General features: G+C 68.4%; 19 protein-coding genes. 9 read left to right on the top strand and 10 right to left on the bottom strand.

Annotated elements, in window-relative coordinates; all coding sequences use genetic code 11:
- Nucleotides 1-111 precede the first annotated feature (111 nt).
- A complete protein-coding gene (locus A5780_RS37875) occupies nucleotides 112-957 on the top strand; it encodes an SDR family oxidoreductase (protein WP_064911431.1) in 846 nt (281 codons plus the stop codon).
- 36 nt (nucleotides 958-993) lie between these two features.
- On the opposite strand, the gene A5780_RS37870 is transcribed toward A5780_RS37875, so the two are convergent.
- Nucleotides 994-1938 (bottom strand): LysR family transcriptional regulator, encoded by a 945-nt coding sequence (locus tag A5780_RS37870; protein WP_064911430.1) that lies wholly within the window; start codon nucleotides 1936-1938, stop codon nucleotides 994-996.
- A gap of 71 nt (nucleotides 1939-2009) precedes the next feature.
- On the opposite strand from A5780_RS37870, the gene A5780_RS37865 reads away from it, so the two are divergent.
- Entirely contained in the window at nucleotides 2010-2411 is a 402-nt protein-coding gene (locus tag A5780_RS37865; protein WP_064911429.1) for a nuclear transport factor 2 family protein, read from the top strand.
- Between the two features lie 57 nt (nucleotides 2412-2468).
- Here A5780_RS37865 and A5780_RS37860 read toward each other — a convergent pair whose 3' ends face one another.
- The 3 genes from A5780_RS37860 to A5780_RS37850 form a co-directional block, all read right to left on the bottom strand.
- Nucleotides 2469-3176, bottom strand: a complete 708-nt coding sequence (locus tag A5780_RS37860) for a cyclase family protein (RefSeq protein WP_063010387.1) — start codon at nucleotides 3174-3176, stop codon at nucleotides 2469-2471.
- Nucleotides 3177-3279: 103 nt separating this feature from the next.
- The gene (locus tag A5780_RS37855; RefSeq protein WP_063010390.1) at nucleotides 3280-4497 is read right to left on the bottom strand and encodes a cytochrome P450; all 1218 of its coding nucleotides are present in this window, start codon (nucleotides 4495-4497) and stop codon (nucleotides 3280-3282) included.
- Nucleotides 4498-4507: 10 nt separating this feature from the next.
- A complete protein-coding gene (locus A5780_RS37850; protein WP_051757032.1) occupies nucleotides 4508-5716 on the bottom strand; it encodes a cytochrome P450 in 1209 nt (402 codons plus the stop codon).
- A gap of 387 nt (nucleotides 5717-6103) precedes the next feature.
- Here A5780_RS37850 and A5780_RS37845 point away from each other — a divergent pair, with 387 nt between their 5' ends.
- Nucleotides 6104-6616, top strand: coding sequence for a DUF664 domain-containing protein (locus A5780_RS37845; RefSeq protein WP_064911428.1), 513 nt, complete (start codon nucleotides 6104-6106; stop codon nucleotides 6614-6616).
- Here the strand turns inward: A5780_RS37845 and A5780_RS37840 are convergent.
- Nucleotides 6613-9225 carry a cytochrome P450 gene (locus A5780_RS37840; RefSeq protein ID WP_231983223.1) on the bottom strand — a complete coding sequence of 871 codons (2613 nt, stop codon included), beginning with the start codon at nucleotides 9223-9225 and terminating at the stop codon, nucleotides 6613-6615. The two genes, A5780_RS37845 and A5780_RS37840, sit on opposite strands and share 4 nt — an antisense overlap.
- A gap of 65 nt (nucleotides 9226-9290) precedes the next feature.
- Here A5780_RS37840 and A5780_RS37835 point away from each other — a divergent pair, with 65 nt between their 5' ends.
- Together A5780_RS37835 and A5780_RS37830 are read left to right on the top strand one after the other, a co-directional pair.
- The gene (locus A5780_RS37835; protein ID WP_064911427.1) at nucleotides 9291-10568 is read left to right on the top strand and encodes a glycosyltransferase; all 1278 of its coding nucleotides are present in this window, start codon (nucleotides 9291-9293) and stop codon (nucleotides 10566-10568) included.
- Nucleotides 10569-10570: 2 nt separating this feature from the next.
- A complete protein-coding gene (locus A5780_RS37830; RefSeq protein WP_030517969.1) occupies nucleotides 10571-11323 on the top strand; it encodes an ABC transporter permease in 753 nt (250 codons plus the stop codon).
- 14 nt (nucleotides 11324-11337) lie between these two features.
- Here A5780_RS37830 and A5780_RS37825 read toward each other — a convergent pair whose 3' ends face one another.
- Nucleotides 11338-11940 carry a TetR/AcrR family transcriptional regulator gene (locus A5780_RS37825; protein WP_064902236.1) on the bottom strand — a complete coding sequence of 201 codons (603 nt, stop codon included), beginning with the start codon at nucleotides 11938-11940 and terminating at the stop codon, nucleotides 11338-11340.
- An 89-nt stretch (nucleotides 11941-12029) separates the two neighbouring features.
- On the opposite strand from A5780_RS37825, the gene A5780_RS37820 reads away from it, so the two are divergent.
- On the top strand, nucleotides 12030-12485 hold the full coding sequence (locus A5780_RS37820; RefSeq protein WP_064911426.1) for a DUF4345 domain-containing protein: 456 nt from the start codon (nucleotides 12030-12032) through the stop codon (nucleotides 12483-12485).
- 20 nt (nucleotides 12486-12505) lie between these two features.
- Here A5780_RS37820 and A5780_RS37815 read toward each other — a convergent pair whose 3' ends face one another.
- Together A5780_RS37815 and A5780_RS37810 are read right to left on the bottom strand one after the other, a co-directional pair.
- The gene (locus A5780_RS37815; protein WP_063010397.1) at nucleotides 12506-13060 is read right to left on the bottom strand and encodes a GNAT family N-acetyltransferase; all 555 of its coding nucleotides are present in this window, start codon (nucleotides 13058-13060) and stop codon (nucleotides 12506-12508) included.
- Nucleotides 13061-13185: 125 nt separating this feature from the next.
- Nucleotides 13186-13869, bottom strand: coding sequence for a hypothetical protein (locus A5780_RS37810; RefSeq protein WP_064911425.1), 684 nt, complete (start codon nucleotides 13867-13869; stop codon nucleotides 13186-13188).
- Nucleotides 13870-14108: 239 nt separating this feature from the next.
- Here A5780_RS37810 and A5780_RS37805 point away from each other — a divergent pair, with 239 nt between their 5' ends.
- From A5780_RS37805 to A5780_RS37795, 3 genes are read left to right on the top strand one after another with little or no spacing between them, the layout of a single operon-like run.
- Nucleotides 14109-14813, top strand: coding sequence for a response regulator transcription factor (locus tag A5780_RS37805; RefSeq protein WP_062963626.1), 705 nt, complete (start codon nucleotides 14109-14111; stop codon nucleotides 14811-14813).
- Nucleotides 14791-16383, top strand: coding sequence for a HAMP domain-containing sensor histidine kinase (locus A5780_RS37800; protein WP_064911424.1), 1593 nt, complete (start codon nucleotides 14791-14793; stop codon nucleotides 16381-16383). The genes A5780_RS37805 and A5780_RS37800 overlap by 23 nt, the downstream gene beginning before the upstream one ends.
- Nucleotides 16384-16393: 10 nt before the next feature.
- Entirely contained in the window at nucleotides 16394-18283 is a 1890-nt protein-coding gene (locus tag A5780_RS37795) for a glycosyltransferase family 39 protein (RefSeq protein ID WP_064911423.1), read from the top strand.
- 115 nt (nucleotides 18284-18398) lie between these two features.
- On the opposite strand, the gene A5780_RS37790 is transcribed toward A5780_RS37795, so the two are convergent.
- On the bottom strand, nucleotides 18399-19352 hold the full coding sequence (locus A5780_RS37790) for an Rpn family recombination-promoting nuclease/putative transposase (protein ID WP_064911422.1): 954 nt from the start codon (nucleotides 19350-19352) through the stop codon (nucleotides 18399-18401).
- 358 nt (nucleotides 19353-19710) lie between these two features.
- Nucleotides 19711-20670, bottom strand: a complete 960-nt coding sequence (locus A5780_RS37785; protein WP_082976950.1) for an erythromycin esterase family protein — start codon at nucleotides 20668-20670, stop codon at nucleotides 19711-19713.
- Nucleotides 20671-20767 lie beyond the last annotated feature (97 nt).

The following is a 20767-nucleotide window of genomic DNA, read 5'->3' as shown; positions in this document are numbered from 1 at the left end:
GCCAACCGGGTGGGTGTCGCGGCCCGCGTTCGTTCGCCGAGGCCCCGGATTGACCGAGTGTCGTTAGCCGCCTAATGTTTGTCGATAGGCGGCTAACGATTAGGGGTAGAAATGATACTGGTGACCGGCGCGACCGGACATATCGGCCGAGAGCTCGTGGCGCGACTCGACAGCGCGGGTGCGGCGATGCGCCTGTTCGTGCGCGATCCGGCTCGCGCCGCCGATCTCCCGGCCTCCGCCGAACGTGTGGCCGGCGACCTGGCGGATCCGGCGGCGTTGCGAGCGGCGTGCGAGGGGATCGACTCGCTGTTCCTGCTCGTTCCGGGGCTGGCGGTGGAGCCCGCGCGGCATGCGGTGGCGGCGGCGCGGCGAGCGGGGGTGCGACATCTGGTCCTGGTGTCGTCGTACAACGTGCTGGGCGATCCGATGCCGGCCATGGGGCGCTGGCACCACGAACGCGAGGAAATCGTCGGTGCCTCGGGCATTTCCGCGACGATCCTGCGTCCCGGCGGATTCATGACCAATGCCCTTGAGTGGGCGCCGGATATCCGCGCCGGCCGGCCCGTGTTCGATCCGACCGGCCCCGGCCGCTATGCGCCGATCGACCCCGCCGATATCGCGGCGGTGGCGGCGATCGCACTCACCGAGCCGGGGCACGACACCACCTACTGTCTTACCGGCGAGCAGACCTTCACCATCGGCGAGCAGGTCGAGGTGCTGGCCCGCGCGATCGGCCGGCCGATCCCGGTCCATACCGCCACGACGGCCGAGGAGGCCGTCCGGTCCCGCTATCCCCAGGGCGCGCCCCCGGCGCTCGCGGCAGCGATTCTGGAGGGATTCACGGTGATGCGCGCCGACACCGTCGGCCTGCGGACCGATGCGGTGCGGCGGCTGCTCGGCCGCGCACCGCGCACCTTCGCCGAATGGTGCGAGCGTCACCGCGACCAATTCCGCTGATCCGCAGATATTCTCGCCGCGACGGACCCGCGAGCGCTATGACTGCGAGCTCGTTCGCGACCCCGAGGCGATCGGGCGCAGCCGTCCCCGCATCTCATTCGTGAGGACTGCCGCGGCATCGCGCAACGCCTCGATGAACGCCCGCGTCGCCGCCGAGGTCGCGGCGTTGCGCGCCGAGTTGTGGACGACGCGGGTGGGGCGCACCGCCTCCGGGTGATCGATCCGGAGCAACGCGATATTCGCGGGTACCGCCGGCACCGCGATACCGGGCACGACGGTGATGCCCGAACCCGCCGCGACCAGACCCCATTTCGCGACCCAATCCCGCGCGACGAAGGCGATATCGGGTTCGTGCCGCGAATCGCGCCACGCGCCGAGCAGGGTGCTGCCGTGCTCGGTGCTGCCCGCGATCCAGCGCTCGCCGCGAAATTCCGCCGGCGCCGCACTGATCCGCCCGGCCAGCCGGTGGCTCGGCGCGACCGCGACCAGCAGCGGATCGTCGAGCAGCAATTCCACCTCCACATCGTCGGCGAGCGTGCCGGTTTCGGTGACGACGGCCAGGTCCAGCCGGCCGCGCGCCACCGCGGTGAGCAGCCGAGGACTGGTGCCCTCTCGCAGCGGCACCCGCGCCGACGTCGCCGCCACCGCTCTCGGCACCAGCGCCGCCATCGCGGTCGAGAACGCGCCGACACGCACGGTCGCGGGCGGGCCCGCGGTCAGGCGATCCAATTGCTCGCGGATGCTGTCGAATTCGGCCAAGACCGCTTCCGCGTGCCGGACCACGATCTGCCCGGCCGCGGTCGGCGCGGCGCCGCGAGCGTGCCGCTCGAACAGGGGATGCCCCGCCGCCTGCTCCATCAGCGAAATCTGCCGGGAGACCGCGGATTGGGTGTAGCCCAGCCGGTCCGCCGCGCCCGAGAACGAGCCGCAGCGGGCGGCTTCGCGGACGACACGCAAGCCGAGAACGGTGAACTCACCCATGCGAAATACTGATACCAGAGATGCGAGATCGTCGCTTGTCGCATAGGTCGGCCGTGTTTAGCGTCGGCTGAGTGAGTGTGAACGAGAACAGAGCGCTGCTGCAGAACATCTTCGAGCGGATGGCCGCCGGCGAGACCCGGGCGCTGAGCGATGCGATGGCCCCGGAGTTTCGCTGGACCTTTCCCGGGCACTGGTCGTGGTCGGGCAGTTGGGAGCCGAAAACGACTGCGGTACAGGGTCTTCTACGTCCCCTGATGGCGCAGTTCACCGATTACCGAATCAGCGCGGACGCCGTTCACGCCGACGGTGATCGGGTGGTCGTGCAGGCCCACAGTGCGGCGACGACGATCCGCGGCGAGACCTACGACCAGTACTACTGCTTCGTATTCCGGGTCGACGCCGGGCAGTTGCTCGAGGTGACCGAATACTGTGACACCGCATTGGTGGAGCGGGTTCTCGAACCGTTGCGGTGAGTACCGGACATCCCCCGAGAAGCCGGGCGACTCGGGGCCGTGACCACCATCGGCTGTTCAGGATCCGATCAACGCGTATATCGACGCCGGTGATCCCGACCCGCCCTCGGTGACGAATCCGCCCACGACGACGGTGAAGTCCCGAGCCGGCAGATCCGCCAGGTGGGCGAGGATTTCGAGGCTGAGGCGGTGTTCGCGGTACAACAGCTTCGATACCCGATAGCTGTCGTCGGTGCCGATATCGGGGCTGAAGGCGTCGGTGCCGAGGGCGCCGCGCCGGCCGAGTACGCCGTGGTCGAGCAGCCAGTGCACCGCCGCCACCGAGAACCCGGGGTGATGCATGCGGCCCTGCGCATCGACCGACGCGAAAGCGTCGGTGCCCCAGTATCTTTCCCAGCCGGTGCGCAGGAGGACAGCGGCCTCGGCGGGGAAGGGGCCGTGCCGTTGCTGCCATTCGAGCAGATCGTCGACCGTCACCGCGTAATCGCGATCGTGTTCGGCCCGCGCGCTGATATCGATCCGGACGCCGGGCAGGACGAAATCCTCGGGATCGAGCCGATCGGCCGTCGCCGCACCGGCGGTGAAGTGGGCCGGTGCGCCCCAATGGGTTCCGGTGTGTTCGCCGACGGTGACCGCCTGCAGGTGGAAGCCGTGGTCGTCGAGTGTGGCGATGGTGTCGATCCGCGGCGCGGGATCGCCGGGGAACACCGATACGACCTCGGCGGACAGTGGATGCGACAGGTTCCGCACGTCCGAATACGCCATCGGTTCGCCTCCCGGTGTGGCACTGCCCGGTCCTACGCCGCCCGCACGAGATCCCACAGTAGGCGGTTCCGCGCCGACGAGCGCCGGCGCGGAACCGGCCGAACTATCGCAGGTATACCGGAACCGAGATGTGCCCGTTGGAGATGAAACTGCCCAGCGGCTTCAGCTCGGACGGATCGACCGCGAGCCGCAGATCCGGGAAGCGTTCGAAGAGCGCCGGCAGCGCGATCGCGGCCTCCATCCGTGCCAGGGGAGCGCCCAGGCAGTGGTGCGCACCGTGGCCGAAGGCGAGGTGCTCCTTGTTCGCCCGATGGACGTCGAACTCGGCGGTGGTCTCGCCGTGCACCTTCGGATCGCGGCACGCCGCACCGTAGGAGGCGAGAATCGCCTCACCCTTCGGAATCCGGATCTCGCCGACCTCGATGTCCTCGACGGCATAGCGCAACGGCAGATGCGCGACCGGCGCCTGGTAGCGCAGCGTCTCCTCCACCAGCTCCGCCCACGGCACCCGGCCCTCGATCACATCGGCGCGCTGCTCCGGGTGGGTGAGCAGTGCCACGATGGCCTGATCGATCAGGTTGAGCGTGGTCTCGTGGCCGGCGTTGATCACCAGCATCAGGGTGTCGACGAGTTCGGTCTCCGAGAGCTGGGCGCCGTCCTCGTTGCGGGTCGCGATCAGCACACTGGTGATGTCGTCGCCCGGGTTCTCCCGGCGGAACGCCACCAATTCACCGATCAGCCGGCCCATTTCGATGAAGTTCGCCTGCGCCTGCTCCGGTGTGAACGAGGTGTCGAAGAAGCCGTCGACACAGGCGTGGATGGCCGAGTCCAGATGATCGGGCACCCCCAGCAGTTCGCTGATCACCCGGATCGGCACCGGGTAGGCGTAGTTCGGGCGCAGGTCCACGATCTCCCCGGGCGCGGTCGCGCTCAACCGCTCGAGCAGATCCGCCACGATCGCCTCGATCCGCGGGCGCATCGCGGTGGTGCGCCGGTGCGTGAACGCCGGCGCGACCAGTTTGCGCAGTCGCCGATGCTCGGTGCCATAGGCGGTGAACATGTTCTGCGCCGCCACCCACGGTTGCAGCGGCCACGACTCGTTGATGTCACCGTTGATATAGGCCGACCAGTGCCGGCGCGGATCCTTGGACACGCGCGGATCCGACAGCAGATTCTTCAACACGACCGCATCGGTCACCGACCAGGCCGGCACCCCGCCCGGCAACTCCACCAGCGCCACGGGACCGCGTTCCCGGATGCGCTCGTTCTCGGCGTGGATATCGGCGCCGGTCAGATCGAGCACCAGTGGTTCCTGCTTCATCGGAAGCTCCTTACAGCAAATTCAACGGAGGAGATGCGGGGAAGGTGACCGGTAGCGCTGCCATCGCACGGTGGAACGGGCCGGGGCGCCAGGTGATTTCGCTCGGCTCGATGGCCAGGCGCATCTCCGGCAGCGCGTCGAGCAGCTGGTCGATCGCGTCCTGCACCACCAGGTAGGCCACCGAACGGGCCGGGCAGGCGTGCGGTCCGGCGCTCCAGGCCAGATGCGAGCGGTTGCCGGTGCGGTCGCCGCCGGCGATGACCGGATCGTTGTTGCACGCGGACAGGCTGATGACCACCGGCTGATGCGCGGGCAGCCAGGCGTTGTCGATAAGGATGGGCTGGCGCGGATAGCTGATCGAGAAGTTCGCCATCGGCGGATCCTTGAACAACACCTCGTCCAGCGCGTCGCGGGTGGAGAGGCTGCCGCCGAGCATGCCGCCGCCGAACCGGTCGTCGGTGATCATCAGCAGCAGGGTGTTGGCGATCAGGTTCTGCTGGGGCTCGATGCCGGCGCCGTAGAAGCTGATCAGGTTGTAGAGCATCTCCTCGTCGCTGAGGTTGGCCGGGTGGTGGGCCAGCCGCGAGGTGACGTCGTCGCCGGGTTCGGCGCGGCGCAGGTGGATCAGCTCCATCAGCGCCTGGCTCAGATGTTCCATACCCCAGGCCGCGTTCACGGTGTCGAACAGCGCCGCCATACCGGTGGCCACGCGCTGACCCAGCTCGGCCGAACATCCCACCATGCGATTCAGCGATTCGAAGACCAGCGGGAAGGCATACTGCGACACCAGATCCGCCGATCCGGCCTCACAGAAGCTGTTGATCAGCGGGATCGCGATCTTCTCCACCGTGCTGTGCAGCGCGTGCAGGTCGATACCGTCGACGGCCGCCGTATAGGCCTGCCGGTAGCGCAGGTGGACGTTGCCCGCGTTGCGCAGCGCGTTCGGATACCACTGCATCATCGGCCGCACCGGGCAGTCCTCGGGAATCGTGTCCTGCCACGCCCGCGGGTCGGCGGGGAAGTGCTCGGGATCGTTGAGGATCCGCAACGCGGTGTGGTAGCCGATCACCAGCGTGGCCGGGACGCCGGGGGACAACTCGATCGGGACCAGCGAACCGTAGCGCCGGCGCATCTCCCGATACTTGGCGTGCGGATCGGCGGCGAATTCCGGTGTGTCCAGCAGGATCCGGGGGCCGTCGGTGTCGACCGGGGAACCCATGTGCTGGACCGGGCAGGTGGCGGGACCGCCCGCGCCGGGCAGTGCGGACAGTGCAGAACGTGGTGTGGTCAAAAGATGTGACTCCAGAGAATGAACTGTCGAGCGCGACGAAGAATTCCGCTGTCGGTATGGTCCTACCTGTCGGTATGGTCCTACAGCGTCACCCCACATCTGTTGTAGGACAAGAGGCTTGGTTAGCCGCCCGGCCGGACATCCGTAACCGGACTGTCGACCAGGGTAGCAGGAACGTGCCGAACTCTCTGTCCGTCTTCCACTCTCGGTTCGCCGGGGCGGACCGGGCCGGTGAACCACGGTGAAACACCTTGTGAGCGGGCATATTCACACCGGTTCCACCGAACTGTCGGTGTGATGTGCTTGCATACCAGCATGACGAGCACCGATCTGCTGGTAGACGCCTTCGGACGGATCAAGGAGAACGTGCACGGCGCGGTCGCCGGGCTCACCCAGGAGGAACTGGCCGCGCGGCTGGATCCGGGGGCCAATTCCATCGCCTGGCTGATCTGGCATCTGACCCGCGTGCAGGACGACCATGTCGCCGACGTGGCCGGCACCGAACAGGTGTGGACGGCGGCCGGCTGGGCTCGCCGCTTCGATCTGCCCTTCGAGGAATCAGCGACCGGATACGGCGATGGTCCGGACGCGGTGGCGGCCCTCGACGGTGTTCCGGCCGAGTCGCTGCTGGGCTATCACGACGCCGTCCACGACCGCACCGTCGAGTACGTCCGCACCCTCACCGACGCCGACCTGCCGCGGATCGTCGACACCCGCTGGGATCCGCCGGTGACCCTCGGCGTGCGGCTGCTCAGCGTGGTCGACGACGACATCCAGCATTCCGGGCAGGCGGCGTTCATCCGCGGGGTGCTGCTGCGCCGTCGCTAACGCCGGTGCAGGGTCACCGGAATCGCGGAGGGTGAGAGGACGAAGTCGCGGTTCGAGGCTCGCACGACGTAGGCCGGATCCGGCTCGGGTCGCCACCGGGCCAGCAGTGCCGCCGAGGCCAGCGTGATCTCCAGCAGCGCGAAATGATCGCCCAGGCAGCGCCGGCGACCGACGCCGAAGGACAGGTTCGCCTGCTTGTCGATCTCGCCGGTGCGGTCCGGCGACCAGCGGTCGGGATCGAAGGCCTCGGGATTCGGGAAGTGGCGCGGGTCGTGCTGGACCAGATACGGGCTGAACATGATGGCGGTGCCGTCGGGAATGGTGAGTCCACCGACGGTCACCGGCCCCGACGCGTTACCGGCGCTGATCCACGGCCCCCAGAACCGAAGAGTCTCCGAGACAACCTGTTTCAGGTAGGTGAGCTCGGCGATATGCTCCGCGCGCACCGGGCCGGCGCCCACCACCTCGTCGAGTTCGGCACGTATCCGCTCGGCGATATCGGGGCGCCGCATCACCTCGTGCCACAGCCAGCCGGTGAGCGAGGCCATCGACCCCACCCCACCGGCCAGCATCAGGATGGCCTCGTCGATGATGTGCTCGTCCGACAGTCGCGCGCCGGTCTCGGGATCGGTATGGCGAATCAACGCCGACACCACGTCGTTGAAATCCTCGTCGCGGCGGCGGTACTCGGCGATCGCGGCGCCGATCGCGGCACGCAGATGGTGTGCCTTGCGTTGCCAGCGTCGATTCGCGATCACCCGGAGGCGGCGGATCTGCGGCGGCAGCGCGGTGCGCAGAATGACCTGGCTCAGCAGCCACGGCACGTTGTCGCGAATCCGGCGGCGGGCCGTCTCGCTGAATTCGGCGGTGAACAACGTAGAGGACACCGTGTCGAGGATCAGTCCGTGCGCCTCGTCCATCAGGTCGACCCGGCCACCGGCGGGCAGTGCGGCCGACCAGGTATCGGCCAATCCGGCCGCGGTGACGGCATATTCGGCGAGCCGGCTCTGCCGCAGCGCGGGCGCGATCATGCGCCGGCGCAGTTTGTGTTCGGCGCCGCGCAGCACGTTCACCGAACCGCCCGCCACATCGGCGATCGCTTCCCGCAGGTCGTCGCGATTCAGTTCCGCGTCGCCGAGGCCGACCTCGCGTACCAGCTCAGGAGTGGTGAGCACATAGCCGGTTTTGCGGCCGAACCGGATGCGCACGATCGGGCCGAGGTCGGCGAGCGAGGTCACGAAACCCGGTGCGTCGCGCAGCGCGCGCAGGCTGTGGCCGATCAACGGCAGGGCGCCGGGCGCGGTGGGGACATCGGAGAGTCGTCGCGGCACCGGCGGCTGCGCGGCGGGCTCGGTATCGGCCCGTGCCTGCCGGTAGACCTCGACGATCGCGCCGATGCGGCCGGATTGTCGCACCGAATCCCGATGCCCGGCCATCTCGGCGCGCATCGCGAGCAACTCGGCGCGATCTGTCGCCAGCCGGGCGATCACATCCGCCAGTGCTGCGGGGGAGGTGTCGTCGGCGCGCAGACCGCCGCCCGCCGGGATGGATTCGGCCAGGTCCGGATCGCAGTACAGCACGGGCAGCCCGGTGGCGATCGCCTCCAGCAGCACCATGCCTTGGGTGTCGAAACCCCACGACGGAAACAGCAGGGCGTCCGCTGCGGCCATGGCGTCGAGGCATTGCTCCTGAGAAACCCTGCCGTGCAGAGTGATTCGGTCCGCGAGGCCGTATTCGGCGACCACCGCGGCGGCGCGATCGAACAGTTCACCCTCGCCGTACACGTCGAGGGTGCAGTCGGGGACGCGGCGCACCGCGTCGATCGATTCGAGCAGTCGCTTCTCCGCGGAGAGCCGGCCGCACCAGATCAACCGCAGCGGGCCGTCGGCGTCGCGCTCGACCGGGCGCCGGTTGTCGACGAGTGTGTCGTCGACGCCGTTGGACACGACCCGGATCGGCCGGGTGAGGCCGTGGCCGAGCAGCAGATCGGCGAAATGGCGGGTCGGTGCGATGACCCGGTCGGCGGCCTGCCCCTGACCCACGATGGTGTGCCACGCATGGCGGGCGGCCCGGCTCTGCGCGCCACGCGGCATCCGTGCGGGGTGGTTGACGAAGCGGCCGTGCAGGATTCGCAGCGCCAGCGCGGAGAGGTAGGGCGCCGGTGCGGTGTGCTCGATGAAGGCGTCGTCGCGGCTCTGTGCGGTGTGTACGAGCGGAATCCGGTGCCGCCGTGCGGCTTTCATTCCCGAGATGGCGACCCCGTAGGTGGTGTGGGTGTGGACCAGATCGACCGGGCCGCGGGCGGCGAAGGCGGCATCGATCAGTGCGGCGTTGCGTGCGGTGGGCAGCACCATCGGGAAGCCGTTCACCACCGCGCCGGCCAGCGGAGCCAGTTCGATCACCCCGTCGTCGGCTTCCGTAGCGGGGGACGGAGTGCCCGACAGTGGCGCCACGAACAGTGTCACCCGGTGCCCGGCGCGTTCGAGGCCGCGGCGCAGTGCCGCCACCGCGGTCTGCACCCCGCCCAGCGTCGCCGGGTGATAGTCCATGAACATGGCGATGTGCACGCCCGGCACGTTACCCACGCGCCCGTTGGTTCGATATCCCATAGTGTCCCCATCGGGTTTCTCGGCCGAAAGTGTTGCGCTCTCGGGAAAAGGGGAGATAACTCGACATGAGAATCGCCATTCCGCTGACCGGCACCCGCGGCGACGTGCAACCGGTGCTGGCCCTGGGGCTGGAATTGCGGCGCCGCGGCCACGACGTGGTGCTGGGCGCGCCGCCGAATCTGGTCGATTTCGCCTCCGCGGCCGGGCTCGCCGCGCGCGCCTGCGGGCCCGATGTGCAGCAGCTCTACAGCTCGGAGGCAGGGCAGCGCGCCCTCGCCGCGGGCAATACGCTGCGGCTGATGCAGCTGGTCGCCCGGCAGATGGCCGACTATGCCGATCGGATGAACCGCGAGGTGGTCGAGGTGTGCGCGGGCGCCGACCTGATCGTGGCCAGCACCGTCACCGAGGACCGCGCGTGCTCGGTCGCCGAGGCGATGGATGTGCCGCTGGTTAGCCTGCACTACTACCCGGCCCGGGCGAACGGGGCCTATCCGTTTCCGGGCGCGCTGCCGGCGACCTGGGCGCCGCCCGCTCCGGTGAATCGTGCGACGTGGGCGGTGGCGGAGAACCTGCGGCGGATCGTGTTCATGCGCTATCTGAACGATCTGCGCGGCATGCTCGGGTTGCCGAAATCGCGGGCGAGTATCGCGGCGGTGCTGGCCCGGCGGCGGGTCCCCGAGGTGCAGATCTACGATCCGGCACTGGTGCCCGGGCTGCCGGCGCAGTGGGACGGCCGGCGCCCGTTCACCGGCTTCCTGACGCTGGATCAGCAGACCCGGCACGCGGTGGGCGAACTCGGCGACGACCACACCGACATCCTGTCCTGGGTGCGGGCGGGGGAGGCGCCGGTGTTCTTCGGATTCGGCAGTATGCCGATCAGCGATCCCGCCGCCGTCCTGGCCATGGTCGGTGAGGTGTCGCGGCGACTCGGGGTGCGAGCATTGGTGAGCGCGGGCTGGAGTGGTATGGGAACCGCTCGTACCCAGGGTGATTCGAGGGTGAAAGTGGTCGGCCCATTCGCCTACGACCTCGTGTTCCCGCACTGCGCGGCCGCGGTGCATCACGGCGGGATAGGCACGTTGTTCGAAAGTCTGCGGGCCGGTCTGCCGACACTGGTGTGTTCGGTGTCGTTCGAACAGCCGATGTGGGGCGGGCAGGTGGATCGGCTCGGGCTCGGCGCACACCTGCGTTTCACCGAGCTCACCACCGAACGACTCGTTCGCGGCGTGACCACGCTGCTGGAACCCGAACGTCGCGCCCGTGCACGGCAATTCGCGGCTACCCTGCGCACCGAGGGCGCCGCCGCCCATGCCGCCGATATCGTCGAGGCGGCAGCCCGGTGAGGATGATCGCCGCGGATTCGGCGGTGATGTTCCGCCGGTGCGCCCGGCACACCCTGCGCAGTCCGGACACGCTGATCATCTCGCTGCTCATGCCGATCCTGGTGATGCTGCTGTTCACCTACGTCTTCGGCGGCGCGATCGACGTCGGTGGTTCCTACCTCGACTACGTCGTGCCCGGAATCATGCTGTTGTGTACGGGTTTCGGTGCGTCGATCACCGCGACCGCGGTCTCGGCGGATATGACCCGGGGCAGTATCGACCGATTCCGGACGCTGCCGATGTTCCGGCAGGCGATCCTGGCCGGACACGTCGGGGAGGGGGTGGCGCGCAATCTCGCAGCCATCGCGATCGCGGTGACCGTGGCCGTCCTACTCGGCTATCGCCCGCGGGCGGACGTACTCGGCTGGCTGGGGGCGCTGGCCATGATCGTGCTGTTCGTGGTGGCGATCTGCTGGATCGCGGTCGCGCTCGGGCTGGTGGCGAAGAATCCCGAGGCGGCCGGCGGGATGACCTACGCGATCATGTTCATTCCCTACATCAGCAGCGCGTTCGTGCAGACCTCCACCATGCCCGCCTGGCTGCGCGGCTTCGCCGCCTACCAGCCCGCCACGCCCGTGGTGGATACCGTGCGCGGTCTGCTGAATTCGAGCGGAACCGGCGCAAGCGCGGCACTGGCCCTGGTCTGGTGTGCGGGGCTCGGGGTGCTCGGTTTCGGCGCGGCGAGCGCGGTGTTCGATCGGCTCTCCCGGCGATAGCGGACCACGACGTCTCACCGCCGCGGCGGCGCGGTCAGATCGAGCTGGGCACCCGCGGTGGCGTCCAGGGTCGCCATGCACATCCGTAACACTTCGTCACGCGAAATGCGCTGATGGGCAAGCCATTCGATGGCGACCTCGCGAATGAAGGCGATCCATCCGCTCAGCGCCGCGGCCGCCACCTCTCGGGTGTGCCCCGTGGCGCCACACGCGTCGAGGACGCGCTCGCACAGGGCATTCAGGTCCTCGACCACCGGTCCACGCACCGCCGGATCGGTGGCCGGCGCGGTGCGGTTGGCGATGAGAACCAGCGGAACGTGGGCGCGATAGAAATCCAGATGCGCCACCAGGCTCCGATAGACGGCGGTGCGAACCGGCTCCTCGGGGTCGATGCGCAGTTCGGCGAGCAGTCGATCGTGAGCGCGCTTCCAGATGGCCGCGAAGAACTCGCCCTTGGTGGGGAAGTAGTGGTACATCAGGGCGCGGGAGGCGCCGGCGTGGGCGGCGATGTCCTCCATCGCGACCTCGTCGAACGAGCGTTCGCCGAACAATCGCGCGCCCACATCCATCAATTCGTCGCGGCGCTGCTCGGGGGTGAGGCGGCGTCGGCTCGGCATCTGCTCATCGTAGGCGTGCGGTGGTTGACGTGAGCGGCGGCAGCGGCCTACCGTGGAGCTTATTCAACAACCGTCTAATAGGGGTCGGCATGCGACGAGTGCTGCAGATCTGGCTACTGGTGTTCGGGCTGGTGTGTGCGGGAATTGCGTTGGCGCACTTGTTCTTCGGTACCGCCAGCGTCATCGGCGCGGGACCGGTGAACGCCACCGTCGATTCCGATATGCGCTTCTACGCGGTCGTGTTCGGCGCATACGGACTGGCCGTGGCGTGGTGTGCGCGCGATGTGGAGCACCGAGGGCCGGCGATCAACGCGCTCGGCGCCGTTTTCTTCGCCGGCGGAATCGCCCGGCTGCTGGCATGGGTGGTGAGCGGGGAACCCAATTGGTTCTACGTGCTCATGACGCCGGTGGAACTGCTGATTCCGGTCCTGAACTACTTCCTGGTGCGGGCGGTGTGCGTCGACCGTGCGCCCCGCGACGGCAGTGCATCCGGCGTCGGCATCCTCGGCACAGCGCCCGCGCTGCGGCAGGGACGGATCGGATAGCGTGCGGCGGCTCGCGCGGCTCAGTGCGTGCTGCGATTGTCGCCCGCGAGACGGCCTCGCCTGATCAACGCCCGTTTGGCGCCCGGCGCGATCGGCGGCAGCGGTGCTTCCGAATCCCGTTCCGGCTCAGCGGGATTGGGCCGGACGAACAGGGTGACCGAGGCGGCCGGACTGAATCCGCTGCGGGTCATCAGGGTGGCCGAGGCGGTATTGCTCTGCTCCACGTCGGTCACGATGCGGCGCGCTCCCCGCGCGAACAACGCTTCCGAACAGATATCCACCAGTCGCCGCGCCAGCCCGCGCCCCTGCATATCCGGCGCCACCGCGACCCACTCCAGATATCCCCAGTCGTCCCGCAATTCGAATTCCATGGACCCGAGCACGAATCCCACCACCCGATCCGAATCCAATGCCACCCAGCACGCGTTGTCCGCCGAATCCAAATGTTCGGCCACCGACGTCAACGACCACGAGGTGTAGGGCTTGACGCTGGTGTCGAACACTTCGTGACCCAGATCCAGCACCTGCCGCAAATGCCCCAGACCCATGGGCACGATCACCGCATCGCCATCCATCCGCCCAGTTTGCCAGAGGTGTGCCGACCGTCGGGCGTTGTGGATTCCGCCGGTGGGGCGCGTCGCGCCGCGCATGCGTGACGCGCCGCGAGTCGGCGGGCATGGACCCGCCGACGTTCCTGCGATCAGCCGTTGGGCTGATTCGGAGCACCGTCCATCGGCGGTGCCATCCCGGGTCCGCCGCCCTGTCCGGGCGCCGCGCCTCCCGGTCCGGGACCGTTCTGCCCCGGATCGCCGCCCTGCGCCATTCCGCCGAAGCGGCCCGACCGTCCGGTGCGACCACCCATCTGCCCGGATTCGGTGCCGCTCGTGATCGCGGTCGCGGTGGCGGCCCCGTTCGCCTCCGTGCCCTGAATGCGCACGGTGTCACCGACTTTCACCGCCGAATGCTGGGTGCTGCCGGAAATCGTGTAGGTCTGGGTGAAGTTGTCGGCGCTCTCGGCGGTGATCGAGGTGTCCGATACCGCGGTCACCGTGCCCGTCTGAGTGATCTCGGTGGTGTAGCCGCCGTTGCCGTCGCTGATCACGAACTGGCCGTGCAGGCTCTGGCCGGTCATGCCCATACCGCCCGGGCCCGCGGTGTTGTGCCCGCCGCCCCAGCTGGTCCCGGCCCCGCCCGGACCACCGTGCGCACTGCCATCGGAATGTGTGGCCGCGTAGACGACGCCGCCCCCGGCCGCCGCGATCACCGCGGCGATACCGACCGCGGCCAGCGACTTCTTCGTCGACCAGGTGGCGGCCGGCCGGGTCTGCGCCGCGCCCCAGGTGTGTTCCGGCTCGGCCGGAGGCTGTGGGGTGGGCTCGGTCATCGCGTACTCCTTGTCGTCGAATGCGATCGCGGGCCGTCGATGCCGCGATCGCGTTGCTCGGTCAACCCTGCGGTGCGAAGCTGGGTCTGCGCTGTGGACTCGTTCGGTACCCGCTGTGGTGAACGCGCCGCGACCGCCGCACTCACAGCCGACCCCCAGACACGGCACAGCGGACACCTAGCCGCCGTTCCCAGACTGGGGTCATGACCACCACGAACACTCCGGCCGAGCGCGTCGTGATGCGCCGCGCGGACGGCAGCCCCGTGACCGTCCTCGTCGTCGACGACGAACCGGTGCTCGCGGAAATGGTGTCGATGGCGTTGCGCTACGAAGGGTGGCAGGTCGTCACCGCCGCCGACGGCCGCACCGCGGTCACCGCGGCCCGCGAGAACCGCCCCGACGTGGTGGTTCTCGACGTGATGCTGCCGGATATGACCGGGCTCGAGGTGCTCGCGAAGCTGCGCCGCGATCTGCCGTATCTGCCGGTGCTGCTGCTGACCGCGAAGGATTCGGTCGAGGATCGCATCGCCGGGCTCACCGCCGGCGGCGACGACTACGTCACCAAACCGTTCAGCATCGAGGAGGTGGTCCTGCGCCTGCGCGCACTGCTGCGCCGCACCGGCATCACCACCGTCGACAACGACGCTCAGATCGTGGTGGGCGATCTGATGCTCGACGAGGACAGCCACGAGGTGACGCGCGCGGGCGAGCCGATCACGCTGACGTCCACGGAGTTCGAACTGCTGCGCTATTTCATGCGCAATCCCCGTCGCGTGCTGAGCAAGGCGCAGATTCTGGATCGGGTCTGGAGCTACGACTTCGGCGGCCGCTCCAACATCGTCGAGCTCTATGTCTCCTATCTGCGCAAGAAGATCGACAGCGGTCGCGAACCGATGATCCACACCCTGCGCGGCGCCGGATATGTCCTCAAACCCGCCGGGTGAGGCCCCGGCGAGCGAGCCGCGGTCTCGCCGTCGGTGGTCGGCGCGTGGTTGGTCGTTGCGCGCGCGACTGCTGGTCGGACAGTTGCTGTTGCTGGTGGTCGTGGTCGTGGGTATCGGCGCCGCAACGGAATTCGCGCTGCAGCAGTTTCTCGTGCATCAGCTCGACACCGAGTTGGTCGATGTGCAGAAGCGTTCCCTCGGCGAGGCCGGCGGTGGGCCGAGTCTCGGGCCGCCACCCGGCGATCCGGACCACGGCTATCGGCCGCCGCCGAACCACGGCGGTCCCGGGCCGGATTTCCTGGACCGGCGCGGCATTCAAGCCGATACCGTCGGCGCCAGTATCGACGGCGCCGACGTCACCGCCGCCAAGATCGATGCCGACGGGACCCAGACCAGTTTGTCCGCGGCCGCCCGGCAGCAGTTGGCCCGGGTGGCGTCGGACGGCGATCCGGTGACCGTCGACCTCGACGGGCAGGGCTCCTATCGCGTGGTCGCGAATTCGACCTGGTCGGGCGCCACGGTGGTGACCGGTATGCCGTTGACCGCGGTTCACGCCACGCTGATGCGGGTCCTGCTGATCCTGGTGGTGGTCACCGCAGTGGTGCTCGTCGTCGCGATCACCGTGGGCATCTGGGTGATCCGCCGCGCGCTGGCACCGCTGGACCGAGTGGCCGCCACGGCCTCCCGGGTGGCCGATCTGCAGCTCGATCGCGGCGAAGTGGCGTTACCGGTGCGGGTTCCGGCCGACGACGCCGATCCGCGTACCGAGGTCGGACAGCTCGGTTCCGCGGTCAACCGCATGCTCGATCACATCGACAGCGCGCTGTCGGCCCGCCATGCCAGTGAGACGCGGGTGCGGCAGTTCCTCGCCGACGCCAGTCACGAACTGCGCACCCCGCTGGCCGCGATTCGCGGCTATGCCGAACTGGCCCAACGGAAACGGGCCGAGGTGCCCGGCGACGTCGCCAACGCGATGAACCGAGTGGATTCGGAATCGCGGCGGATGACGGCGCTGGTCGAGGACATGCTGCTGCTGGCCCGGCTCGATTCCGGGCGCGGCCTCGAACACGAGCCGGTGGATCTGACCCGGTTGACCGTCGACGCCGTCAGCGACGCCCACATCGCGGGCCCGGACCACCGGTGGAATCTGGATCTGCCCGGCGAACCGGTCGTCGTCACCGGTGATGCGGCGCGACTGCACCAGGTGCTGGCCAACCTGCTCGCCAACGCGCGGGTGCATACGGGCCCCGGCACCACGGTCACGGTCTCGCTGGAACGCGACGGCGCCGGCCGCGCGACCTGGCAGGTCGCCGACAACGGTCCCGGTATTCCCGCCGCACTGCAGCCGGAAGTGTTCGAACGCTTCGCGCGCGGCGATTCCTCGCGCTCGCGGCGGGCCGGAAGCAGCGGTCTGGGGCTGGCGATCGTCGCGGCGGTGGTGAAATCACACGGCGGCGCGATCAGCCTCGACAGTGCACCAGGACATACCGTTTTCACCGTCCGGCTGCCGGAGGAGACCTCACAGCGGGCACACAGCGAAGCCCAAGGCAGCAACCACCTCGGTCGATGACGATCGACATATGACGACGACTGTGCTGGAAACGCCCCCGGTCGCGGTGACCGAACCGCCGCCGCCGCGGACCGCGAGCCCGCGGTGGCGGCAGCTGTCGCTGGTGGCGCTGCTGGCGGCCACCGCGCTGCTGTACGTGTGGGACCTGGGTGCCGCCGGCTGGGCCAACGAGTTCTACGCCGCCGCCGTACAGGCCGGATCGCAGAGCTGGAAGGCGATGCTGTTCGGATCCAGCGACGCCGCCGACGCGATCACCGTGGACAAGACGCCCGGCGCGCTGTGGGTCATGGATATCTCCGCGCGGATCTTCGGCCTCAACTCGTGGAGTCTGCTGGTGCCGCAGGCGCTCGAGGGCGTCGCCGCCGTCGCCGTGCTGTACGCCGCGGTGCGCCGGGTCGCCGGGCACTGGCCGGGAGTTCTCGCCGGTGCCGTTCTGGCGCTCACACCGGCCGCGGCGCTGATGTTCCGCTTCGACAATCCGGATGCCCTGCTCGTGCTGTTGCTGACCGCCGCCGCCTACTGCGTGCTGCGATCCGTCGAAAAGGACAGCGCCGCGTGGTGGTTGCCGCTGGCCGGGGTGGCCGTCGGATTCGGATTCCTGGCGAAGATGATGCAGGCGTTCATCGTGCTGCCGGTTTTCGCGGTGGTGTATCTGCTTGCGGCCCAAGTTACTTGGAAAACGAGGATTATCCGCGCGGTGGCGGCTGTGCTCGCGATGGTGGTGTCCGCGGGCTGGTATCTGGCCGTGGTCGCGCTCTGGCCCGCCTCCTCGCGGCCCTTCATCGGCGGCTCACAGCACAACAGCGTGCTCGAATTGGCTTTGGGCTATAACGGTTTCGGGCGGCTCACCGGTGACGAGGTGGGCGGTCTGGGCAATATGAACTACGACGTCGGCTGGGCGCGACTGTTCGGCTCCGAGATGGGTGGTCAGATCTCCTGGCTGATCCCGGCGGCGCTGATCATCGGCGTCGCCGGTCTCTGGCTCACTCGTCGCGCGCCCCGCACCGATCCGACGCGGGCAGCGCTGGTGCTGTGGCTGGGCTGGCTGATACTCACCGGCGGAATCTTCAGCTTCGCGAGCGGCATCCTGCACCCCTACTACACGGTGGCGCTGGCTCCGGCCACTGCGGGCAGTCTGGCGATCGGCGCCTGGCAATTGTGGTTGCGGCGCAACGACCTTCGAGCCGCGGCGGTGCTGTCGGGCACGCTGGTGGTGACCACCGTTCTCGCCTGCCTCCTGCTCGCGCGCACCAGCGATTGGAATCCGTGGCTGCGGCCCGTCGTCGCGGTGGTGGGTGTGGGTGCCGCGGCACTGCTGCTGGTGGTCTCCCGATTGCCGCGGGCACTGGGTGCGGCGGTGGTGGCCGTGGCGCTGGCCGCCGGCCTGGCGGGGCCGACCGCCTACGCGTTGGCGACCGCGTCGACTCCGCACACCGGAGCGATTCCGTCCGCCGGCCCGTCCAGCGGGCGCTTCCCAGGCGGGATGCCGCCCGGCGGCGGTCCCGGCGCGCATGCCGGTGGTCCGATGGGCGGCCTCCTCGGCGGTATTTCCGTCGGCTCGAATCTGTCTACGGCACTGCGCGACAACGCCGCCGCCTACACCTGGGTAGCGGCCGCGGTCGGCTCCACCAGCGCCGCCGCCTACCAGCTCGCCACCGGCGACCCGGTCATGGCCGTCGGCGGTTTCAACGGCACCGACCCGTCACCGACCCTGTCCCAGTTCCAGGAGTACGTGGCCCAGCACAAGATCCACTACTTCATCGGCGGTGAAGGTATGGCGGGAATGCCCGGCGCCCCCAGCGGCGGCAGCCACGAGGCCTCCGACATCGCCCAGTGGGTAGCCGCGAACTTCACCGCCCGAACCATCGACGGAGTGACGGTCTACGACCTGACCAAGTAATTTCCGCGTGGATGGCCGCAGTCCGCGGCGGATGCGGCCGTCCACGGACGGACGCCCGCGTGGGCCGAACGTTGCGACGATGTCGCCGCGGGAGCGAGTCGGATTTGGCGTCCGGTCAGGCGAAGAATTCGTCGAGGGTGTCGGCAGTCAGTACTCGTTCGGCCCATGTTTCCAGTTCGGCCGCGTCACCGGTTTGCACCCGGTCGACGACCTCATCGGGCAGGTGGCCGAACTTGACGGTCAGCTGCCGTAGGAGGGTTTTGGCTTCACCTTCTGCGCGGAGTTGTTCGGCTGTGGTCATCGCGACTTCCTTCGCCAGCGGGCCCAGTTGGTCGACCACGCGCCCCAGATTGCGCGCGTTGGTCTCGGACACCTTACTAATGTACGTGAACAGGCTGAACAGGTCATTCGTCGCGTTCGGTGATTCCTCCACCGCGCGCAGCACCTCGATATGCGGCTGCAGATCCCGGTCCAGGTGCTCGTTCCTGAATGCCAGGCGGTGCAGGATCAGCATCATCAGTACCGCTGGTGCCAGGCCGCGGGCGTAGAGATCGCTGAACTCCAGCCCGGCGAGATCGTCGACGATGATCCGGAACCGGGGCACCAGATCGCCGAGATGTGCGCGGATGCTGGGATCGTCGCCGATGCGGTCCCACAGTTCGGTGGTGTAGTTCCACCGCCAGGTGTTCGGGCCGGAGTTGACCACGACCGGTATCACCAGGGGGTAGTGGCCGGATCCGGGGTCGTCGTTCAGGTGCTGAGTCCAGGTGCCGATCATGTACTCGAGGACCCGCAGCGGCATATGTTTGTCGGGAGTGCTCTGGTGTTCGAGTAAGAGGTGGATATATCCATCGCGACCGGCGACCGTCGTTTTGAACAGGATGTCGCTGTCGCGGTTTCGGAGGTTCGGAAGTACATATCGGCTGGGTGCCAATTCCATGCCGTCCCAGTCGATCAGCGCGACGAGCCACTCCGGCAGGACGGCCCGGAATTCTCCGGCAGCCGCAGCGGGGTTGGACATGATCTTGCGAAACAACGAGTCGTGCGGATTATCCTGCTTCGCAGTCATATTCGGCAAAGTACCGGCGAATAATCGACACGCCCAACGCGAAGATCATGCGACACACCGCTGCGGCGCAATCATGCCAAACAAGGGCAATTGTGTTCTGTCCGAACACGATAGGGAGATTACGGTAGGTGTTGGGGGTGATGGTGGCCAATCCACGTAGTCGCTGCGGTGTCCACCATCGGCCTCCGTGTCGATGGCGCCATTGGTCGTATCGGTGGACGAGCACGGCGGAAACCGTTCCGTCGCAGCGCTTCTCGTCCACCGTCGAGTGTAACGGCCGCTGGTGCGCTCGGAAGGCAACGTGCGCCCCTCGGTGCAGGTCGCGAATCCCTCGGATCAGGACACCGCCACGACCGGCTCATCCGTGATGCGACCCGAGCGGCCGAACGGACGTCACCGTCCGGTGGTGGACGACGAGGTCGAACCATTCGCCGAGGGATCCGCCGGAGAGGTGGAACGCATCATCGTTCTGCGGGTCGTACACGGGCCCGATCAAGCGAGTCTTCGCCGGCTCGGTGAGCCACGTGCGCACCGAGTCCGGACCCGGGGTGCGTAGGTCCAGCAGATAGGCATCCAGATCGACGCGGCCGAGTACGGCTTCGGCGAAGTCGGCCGGCGGGGAAGGGAAGGTGTGCGCGGTCGAGCCGTGGTCGAACGTCAGGCCGACGGACAGATAGCCGGAACCGAAATGCTCTCGAAGATGGCCGCCCGCGCTGCGATGAGTGACCCGCTTCTCGCCGAGGAGCACATTTCGTGCCGCGGCGGCGACCGTATGCGTCGTGCCGCCCCAATAGACGACCTTGTGCCCGGTGCGCTCGTGCCAGCGGATCACAGTGTCTGCCAGCATCTTTTCGATATCGCCGAGGTCGCCGGATTCCGCTGTGACCCGGCGCTCGGGCTCCGGATGGGCGATACGAACCGGATCGTCGGGGTGCTGCCGGTTGTATCGGCGTATCCATCCGACGACCTCGAGTATCTCCTCGGTTCGCCAGAACGATCGGGCCCCGGCCAGCAGCGCGCGCGGGTCGCCGGCCCCGGTGCGCACGTACTCGTCGAGCGCGGCGCTGGTCGCATCGTCGCCCTCCAGGACGAGGCTGCGAAATCCCGAGTGTTCCACGAGAAAACGCAGGATCCGATGGGCGGTCACCGACAACTCTTGGGTGTCGCGGGTCGCGGCGCCCAGCGCGACGACGCGTGCGGCGCCGGCCGACCGGCGCAGTGGCGCCAGATCGGTGAGTGGATGCTCCGGGGCCGAGGCGGAGAGCGGATGAGCGTGCTGCTCGACCCATGGCGTCACGGTGTCGATCGAAGTGGTCATGCGGCAACTCTGGTACCCCAACCATGGTTGAGGTCAAGAAGTCTCCTCACAGTCGGCGCATAGGTTCGGCAAAGAGCCGACCCACCTCCGGGCGCGA

Source organism: Nocardia sp. 852002-20019_SCH5090214 (assembly GCF_001665865.1).
Classification (GTDB): domain Bacteria; phylum Actinomycetota; class Actinomycetes; order Mycobacteriales; family Mycobacteriaceae; genus Nocardia; species Nocardia nova.
Note: the sequence above shows the minus strand (reverse complement) of the source record. Positions and strands in the feature narration are given on the sequence as shown.